This is a genomic window from Paenibacillus sp., from assembly GCF_035645235.1.
Taxonomy (GTDB): domain Bacteria; phylum Bacillota; class Bacilli; order Paenibacillales; family YIM-B00363; genus Paenibacillus_AE.
Window position 1 is genome coordinate 1 of sequence record NZ_DASQMZ010000160.1, and the last position, 7,670, is coordinate 7,670.

Here is a 7,670-nt window from a genome sequence, read left to right on the forward strand (position 1 = left end):
GAAAAGCGCAAAATTTGAGCATAACGGCGAGTTAAGCGCAAAATCTGAGCATTTCGCGTAAGGTGGTGCGGGTGCGGGGCGGGTCGGGGCGGTCGGAGGGCGGCGGAAGGACGGTGTGGCAGAAGGGGACGAGTGGGAAAAGCGCAAAATTTGAGCATAACGGCGAGTTAAGCGCAAAAACTGAGCATTTCGCGTAAGGTGGATCGTCTACATTTAGTTGGACAGAAAAAATGAGGGGGAATAGAATACAGGAAAGAGTTGAAGGAGCGGATTGCTGTTGTCGCAGTTAAGACGAAAGTTTACGCCGGAATTTAAGCAGCAGATGGTGCAGTTGTACGAGAGTGGAAAGTCAAGATCGAGCATCGTGAAAGAGTACGGTCTAACCGCATCTGCCCTGGACCGATGGATAAGCCAAAGCCAGCAGACGGGATCATTCACTGCCAAAGATAATCGCACTCCCGAAGAGAACGAACTGTTGGAGTTGCGCAAAGAAGTCCAACGCCTGCGGATGGAGAACGACATTTTAAAGCAAGCCGCGCTGATCATGGGACGAAAGTAAATGTGATTCGCAATAATGCGCACAAGTACTCGGTATCAGCAATGTGTAGCGTCCTAGAACTGCCGAGAAGCACGTTTTACTACAAGCCTGAGCCTGCAACTGATCCGCAAGAGCAGGAGTTGGAAGACACGGTAGTCGAGATCTTCAAGCTCAGTCGGAACAATTACGGCACGCGTAAAATCAAGAAGGAACTAGCCAAGAAATCACTGCGCGTGTCCCGTCGTAAAATCGGTGGAATCATGAATAAACACGGCTTGGTCTCTTCATATACGGTCGCGCAATATAAGCCTCATAAAGCCGCGTCAAATGAGGCGGAGATTGGCAACGCATTACAACATGAGTTCAAGCAGAACGAGCCCTTTGCGGTCGTCGTAAGCGATCTAACGTACGTACGTGTAGACGGTAAATGGAACTACGTCTGCTTATTTGTCGATCTCTTTAACCGAGAAATCATCGGTCACAGCTGTGGAGCGAGAAAGACAGCCCAACTGGTATATGAAGCTATTGCAAGCATCTCAGTGCGTCTGGACCGCATTCAGATGTTCCATACCGATCGTGGCAGCGAGTTCGATAACACGCTAATCTCCAAGGCGTTGGAGACATTTAATATCCAACGCTCGCTGAGTAATAAAGGCTGCCCGTACGATAATGCAGTTGCAGAGGCTACGTTTAAGATCTTCAAGACTGAATTTGCAAGGAGCAAGCATTTTCAAAGTCTAACTCAACTCAAATTGGAACTGGACGATTACGTTCACTGGTTCAACCATCATCGCATTCACGGTACGCTTGGTTATCTTACGCCCGTTGAAGCTAGGCAGTTGCCCTCATAAATACTGTCCAATTTCGTGTTGACATTCCAAAGGTGGTGCGGATGCGGTCCAAGTCGGTACGGTCGGAGGGCGGCGCGAGACGGTGCGGTCGGAAGGCGGCGCGAGGGGGTGAGGTCGGAGGGCGGCGCGAGGGGGTGCGGTCGGAGGGCGGCGCGAGGCGGTACGGTCGGAGGGCGGCGCGAGGAGGTGCGGTCGGAGGACGGCGCGAGGCAGGGCGGTCAGATGGCGGCGCGAGGCAGGGCGGTCAGAGGGCGGCGCGAGGGAGGGGTCAGAGTGCGGCGTGAGGGGGTGCGGTCGGAGGGCGGCGAGGTGCGAGCGGAGAGGTGCAGGCGGCGCAGCTTGGGGCGGCAGGTGCCCAGAAGGCAGGCGCCTAGGCGGCGGGCCCCAGGCGGCAAGCGCCCAGAGGGCATGCGTCTAGGCGGCGGGCGGTCAGTCAGCGGGACGGCATTTCGAAAAATTCGCACGAGTCCCGGCGGTGGTAGGAGACGTCGCTGACGCCGGATTGCGTCACGACGACGTCGTCGTCGAAGCGGGTCACGATGCCGCCGGAGTCGACGATCGCATCGTCTTGGAAGACGCGGACGGGGGTCTCCTTTTCAATCGCTTCCTGGAAGTCTTGGTCTGTGATTAAACGTCTATTGCGGGCCATCGTCGCAGCTTCCTCTCCGGGTTTTCCATAGTCAATGACTGTATTGTAACATAGCTCGCAGAAATCCGAATATTCGCCAGATAAAGTACATACGTGCGGATGCGCCTATGTTAAAATGGGGTTAAAACTACCATTCTACCGGATAGAAGGTGCCTCATGAATCGGAAGCTTTCCATGCAAAGAACGGCCAAGGCGTTTGCCGCCGCAGCCGCGGCCGCGGCGCCGCTGACGATGCCGGCCGCGCCGGCGCAAGCGATGGGCACGACCAAGTACATCGTCGAAGCGAACGATACGCTGCCGATTCCGCTGCTAGCGTATTTCGCCAGCGGCTACTACGATTACACCGTCCAATACGAAGAGGGCAACGGGGCCGTCGCCCAAGTCGAGTTCGCCGGGGATTGGATGAAGGTCAACGGCGTCGGAGAAGGGACGGCGGTCTTCACGGTCACGGGGACGAGAGCCGGAGCTCCTTCGGTGTCGATGACGTTCGCGGTCGATGTGCTGCAGCCGAACGCCGACGGCGGTATCGACATCGGCAACATCGTCGAATACATGAGGTCCATGCCGGAGCATGTATTTACAAAGTCGGAAGTGCAGCATCTGCTGTACCAAACGGGCGCGAGCGACGCGTTCAACGAGCCTCCGGTTCCGGCGGGCGATTTCTACCGCTTTCTTCCCGCCGGGCCGATCCCGACGTCGATCGATTTGGAGTCCGTCTTCGTCGACTTCGAAGGCGACGCAATCTCTTATACGATCGAGCATGCCGGGGACTGGGCCGCCTATCCCGACAAAATCGATTTGGTCGGCAGCACGTTGACCCTGAGCATGCCGTACTCGGAAGTCGATTCGTCGTCGCATAAGTGGTTGCAAGTAACGGCAACCGACGCTAATGGCGCTTCTTATTCGCACGACTTCTTTTTTAAAGTTTACAACAAATACGCGGTATGGCATCCGGAAGCGTACACGCCGGAGGTGACCTTCGCTTCCGCGTCGTTGTACGATCTGTTCGAAACGGGAGATTCGGAAGAAATCGTCTACCACGTCACGTTGCCCACGGATTTAGCGGGAATTTTGTCTTACACCGTCGACGCGGGGACAGGCGAGCTGTTGCTCCATTCCAATGCAGCCGACGCCGACGCGCTGCCTCCGTCCATCCCCGTGCAGGTGACCGCGGTGAAGACCACCGACGAGGGGTACGAATACGTCGAGAAGGCGGAGTTCGTGTTCGTGAAAAATACGGACGTCCCGATCTCGCACTATCACGGGGACGGGGAAGCGCCTTACGACGTCGTGTTCCAGCTGGACCAAGACAACGAGCCCGTCGATTTGGCGGCGCTGTTCGAAGACGACGAAATGGAGCTTTACGGGGAGACCTTATCCTATAATACCGAGCCGTACGGCAGCATCGACAGCTACTTCGTCGTCGACCAAGGCAAGCTGAGCTTCGATCTAACGGGGTGGCAGGCGGATTACGGCTCGTGGGCGCCGTACGATACGACCGTCGTCGTGCGAGGGGTCGATGCGGCCGGGAACGAAGCGTTCGCGTATATCGATTTCGATTTCAATTCGCCGCCGCTCCCGGTCTCGGACGGAACGCTGGTGTTGAGCGCGGACGATTATTTGGGAAGCATCGCCATTTTCGAAGACGACGACTACTACGACGAGGACGCGAACCCGATCGTATTCGAAAACTTCGAGCCCTCGGGAGCGGAGGGGATGCTCGGCATTACGACGTTCGCTTCCGGCTCCATCTACATGTCGATCGCTTCGGCCCCGACGGAGACGACATCGTTCACGGCAAAGTATACGGATCCCCATGGGCGCATGGCGGAGGTGGACGTAAAGATCGTCGCGGCAGAGGAGCAGGCGCTCTACTACGACGAGGACGCGACGGCGCTCGTCGACTTGGACGCGCTGTTCGAGGAGCCGGAAGACGAGGAGTATTCCTATGTTCGAACGGCGGTAAGCATGAGCAATTCCGGCGCGTACATCTCGATCGTGAACAGCGATAACGTCATGGCGCTCGGAGACTTGGCGAACGGGGGCACGTTCACGGTCGCGGCATACGGAGAGAACGGGGATCTCGCGAAATCGATTCGGTTCACGGGATATAGCAACGGCATCGCTTCGCCGTGGTTCGACGACGAACTGTCGGTCGTCGGCGACGTGTACGGCGCGTCGTTGAATTTGAGCGGCATTTTGCCCGAGGAGACGGCAGAGGGCTATACGTATGAATACTATTATTATACCGAGTCGTCCGACCTTGTTTTGGAAAATGCCATGATCTCCGTTCCCTACGTCGATATTCGCTATCCTTACTCCATGCCGTACGGGGAAAGCTTTACGCTGCTGCAAGTGGAAATCGCGCCGGATCTGACCCGCAAATACCGTGCGGAAACCATCCGGTTAGGACCGATGCCGGTATAACATGAGCAGCGGAACGAAGGCGAAGCATGCGGCCGTAGCCGGGCTGCTGGCGGACCGGCGCTGGAAGGAAGCGGAGGCGCGATCCGTCGAGCTGCTTCGGTCGAATCGGCTCGACGCGCAGGCGTGGGTGTCGCTCGCCGAGGCGCTGCTGCATCAGGGATACGGCGCGGCGGCGCGGCGGTGTTTCCGCCGCGCCTGGCTGTTGGATCCGCAAGCGTACTGGGCGGACGATCTCGAGCGCATGGCGGCCAAAGCGCACGCCGGGGATGAGCGATACGATATCGAAGGCCTGCTTCGCGTCCCGCAGGCGACGGTGAGCGCGGTCATCGTCGCCAAGAACGAGGAAGCTACGATCGGGAAGTGTTTAGAGAGCCTGCAAGGCGCGGTCGACCGCATCCTGTTCTTCGACAACGGCTCCACGGACGGGACGCTCGCGATCGCGTCGGCGTTTCCGAACGTAGAGATCCGGCACCTCGAGTGGAACGGCGGCTTCGGCGCGTTGCGCAACGAGGCGTTAGCGTTCGTCGAAACCGATTGGGTGCTTTGGCTCGATGCGGACGAGTGGCTGCACGAGGACGACGCGGAAGCCGTGAAGGAAGCCGCCGGCTGTTACCAAACGCTTGGCCGGCCGGTCGTCTTAAACGTATGGCATCTGAATTACGTAGACGGACAGGTGAATCATGACATTTCGCAAGGACGCATGTTTACGGCGCGGTACGGTCTGCGTTACTACGGACGCATCCACGAGCAGGTAGGCACGGCCGACGGGGGAATTTTCGATTCCTTGCCTTATCGGTCCGCGGTCCGCATCCGGTATCATCATGTAGGATACGAGCCGATTGTCGTACAGTCCAAGGCGAAAATCGAACGGAACCGGAATTTATTGCTGCGCATGGTCGCGGAGGAACCGGAAAACCCCGGCTGGTGGTATTTCTTGGGCCGGGAGACGCTGGCCGCGAACCGGTTCGAGGAAGGGTACGACGCGCTTCGGCGCGCGGAGGCGCTGGCCGCGGCGCAACCGGGGTTCGGTCGAATGGTAGACGTTTATAAATTAATGCTGTATGCAACCGACCGGCTGGGCGACGCAGCGGAGACGGACCGCGTCTACGAGGCCATGCGGCGGCATGACCCCGAGCATCCGGACGTCCTGCTGTTATGGGCGGAGCGGGAGCGGCGGGAAGCGCAGCGATTGCTGGAGCGGGCGAGCCGACATCTCGCTTCGGCGAAACGCGGGTTCGAGACGTATCGCGGCATCGCGCATGCGGATCGCAGCATCTGGCGGTGGCGCGCCGATGCCGCGGAGGCGGAGATCGCCATGCATGCCGGCAAGCTGGCCGAGGCGAAGGACGCGTTCGATCGCGCGCGACGCGCCGGCATGCCGAAGCGGGCCGGGGGGCAGGGCGATCGCCTCGCCGATCAAGTCGCCAAGCTGCTGCGTCCCGAACGGCCGCCGGAACGGGCGAGGGAGCGGACGGGGGGCGAGCGCGATGGAACATAACCGCAACCGCGTCTTGTCCGAAATACGCGCCGCGATTCGGGAGCGCCGCTGGCCGGACGCGAAGGAGCTCGCATTTCGACTCGTCGCCATGAATCCGATTCATCCGCAGGGCTGGTTGTCCTTGGCGGAAGTATACGCGCTCGCCGGCAAGCCGAAGTCGGCGCGCCTCGCGGCCGATCGCGGCGCGATGCTGGACCCGGAGGGCATATGGCACGAGCGCTTCGCGCTGCGGCCGGCGGCGGACGTGACATTGGACGAAGCGCCGGACGAAGCGCCGGACGACACGCTCCTCCGCGCGCTGCGCGTTCCGCGCAAGACGGTCGCGGCGGCGATCATCGCGAAGGACGAAGAACGATGCATCGCTCGCTGCTTGCGCAGTTTGGAGGGGGCCGTCGACGAGATCGTGCTGCTGGATACGGGCTCCTCGGATCGAACGGTCGACATCGCGTCGCAGTTCGAGCGCGTGTCGATCTACCGCACGACCTGGAAGGACAGCTTCGCCGCCGCTCGCAACGAAGCCATGAAGTACATTCGTTCCGACTGGGTGCTGTGGATCGACGCCGACGAATGGCTGCATCCCGAAGACCGGGAGCAAGTCCGACTGGCGGCGGGTCTGTACGATTCGCTTCCCTTCCCGGCGGTGCTGCAAGTATGGCATCTCAACCGGATCGGCGACGAGGTGGTCGACGACTTTTCGCAGTCGCGGATGTTTGCGCTTCGGCACGATTTGCGGTATTGGGGACGGATCCATAATCAAATCGGCACGGCGGACGCGATGTTCCCCGAGGAGCCGATCATTCGCCGGAAAACGAGAATTCGTCTGTACCACGACGGGTACGATCCGGCGATCGTCGAGAAGAAGCGGAAGTCCGGCCGCGCGATGCACTTGCTCCGGCTATGTATGAAGGAAGAGCCGGAAAACCCGATGTGGCCCATGTACCTTGGGCGGGAGCTGTTCTCGCGAAGGCGCTTCGGAAAGGCGAAGGACGCATTCGCGGCTGCCCTGAAGCTGGCGGAGCGCCGGCAAGGCTTTTCCCGCGTGACGGAAATTCGATTGTTTCTCGTTCGGATCGCCATGGCGCAGGAGGACTGGAAGGAAGCCGAACGGTGGTGCGAGCGCATGCTCGAAGAGGCGCCGGATTTCCCGGACGCGCATTATTACTTGGCGCAAGCGCTGATCATGCAAGCGAAGAAGCGGTTCCGGGAAGCGGAGACGTTCGCGATCGGCGCGGCGGAACGCGCGAAGACGTACCGCGGGACGGTGGCGGCCGATCGGAGCATTCGCGACTGGCGGGCGCCCGTGCTGCTGGCCGACCTCGCGGTGCACCGCGGCAAGCTCGCCGAGGCGAGGGCGATCTATCGCGCGTACGCGAAGAAGGCGGGGACGCACGAAGGCGCCGTCAAGAAGAAGCTGGCGTTCATCGAACGGCAGCGCAAGAAGCTGGAGCAGGCGGGACGCGCCCCGAAGCCGGAATGACGACGGGGCGGCCCGCCGTTTTTTGTTTCGCTTCGGCTATGGCGCGCCTGCCCCGACGACCGGGAGTTCGGCGGCGGCGACCGCGCGGTCGCGCCCGCCGCGCTTAGCTTCGTAGAGCGCGGCGTCCGCCGCCTCGATCAGCTCGTGCGGGCGGACGGGCCGGCCCGGCTCCGCGGCGGCGACGCCGATGGAGACGGTGACGACGCCGTGCTCGGACGTCTCGTGCGGGA

The 7,670-nt window shown here is 60.5% G+C and carries 6 protein-coding genes; 4 read left to right on the forward strand and 2 right to left on the reverse strand.

Features of this window, described 5'->3' with window-relative positions; translation table 11 throughout:
• The first annotated feature begins 322 nt into the window (after positions 1-322).
• Positions 323-1,389 (forward strand): IS3 family transposase gene (locus VEZ38_RS15860; RefSeq protein ID WP_324895123.1). Its coding sequence is split into 2 segments (ribosomal slippage): positions 323-524 and positions 524-1,389, totalling 1,068 coding nucleotides; the frame shifts between segments, so codons are not numbered across the junction.
• A gap of 433 nt (positions 1,390-1,822) precedes the next feature.
• Here the strand turns inward: VEZ38_RS15860 and VEZ38_RS15865 are convergent.
• On the reverse strand, positions 1,823-2,038 hold the full coding sequence (locus VEZ38_RS15865) for a hypothetical protein (RefSeq protein ID WP_324895113.1): 216 nt from the start codon (positions 2,036-2,038) through the stop codon (positions 1,823-1,825).
• A 156-nt stretch (positions 2,039-2,194) separates the two neighbouring features.
• Here VEZ38_RS15865 and VEZ38_RS15870 point away from each other — a divergent pair, with 156 nt between their 5' ends.
• Genes VEZ38_RS15870 through VEZ38_RS15880 form a run of 3 tightly spaced genes read left to right on the forward strand, consistent with a single transcriptional unit; the run spans position 2,195 to position 7,440 of the window.
• Positions 2,195-4,465, forward strand: coding sequence for a hypothetical protein (locus tag VEZ38_RS15870; protein WP_324895115.1), 2,271 nt, complete (start codon positions 2,195-2,197; stop codon positions 4,463-4,465).
• Position 4,466: 1 nt separating this feature from the next.
• A complete protein-coding gene (locus VEZ38_RS15875; RefSeq protein ID WP_324895117.1) occupies positions 4,467-5,963 on the forward strand; it encodes a glycosyltransferase family 2 protein in 1,497 nt (498 codons plus the stop codon).
• Positions 5,953-7,440 carry a glycosyltransferase gene (locus tag VEZ38_RS15880; protein ID WP_324895119.1) on the forward strand — a complete coding sequence of 496 codons (1,488 nt, stop codon included), beginning with the start codon at positions 5,953-5,955 and terminating at the stop codon, positions 7,438-7,440. Before VEZ38_RS15875 ends, VEZ38_RS15880 begins: the two co-directional genes overlap by 11 nt.
• Before the next feature lie 36 nt (positions 7,441-7,476).
• Here VEZ38_RS15880 and VEZ38_RS15885 read toward each other — a convergent pair.
• A partial coding sequence (locus VEZ38_RS15885) for a diguanylate cyclase domain-containing protein (RefSeq protein ID WP_324895121.1) occupies positions 7,477-7,670 on the reverse strand: 194 nt, incomplete at its 5' end.

Bases quoted from the DNA above. Each gene is read 5' to 3' on its own strand.
- VEZ38_RS15865 (WP_324895113.1), bottom strand. From the start codon at position 2,038: ATGGCCCGCAATAGACGTTTAATCACAGACCAAGACTTCCAGGAAGCG.
- VEZ38_RS15870 (WP_324895115.1), top strand. From the start codon at position 2,195: ATGAATCGGAAGCTTTCCATGCAAAGAACGGCCAAGGCGTTTGCCGCC.
- VEZ38_RS15875 (WP_324895117.1), top strand. From the start codon at position 4,467: ATGAGCAGCGGAACGAAGGCGAAGCATGCGGCCGTAGCCGGGCTGCTG.
- VEZ38_RS15880 (WP_324895119.1), top strand. From the start codon at position 5,953: ATGGAACATAACCGCAACCGCGTCTTGTCCGAAATACGCGCCGCGATT.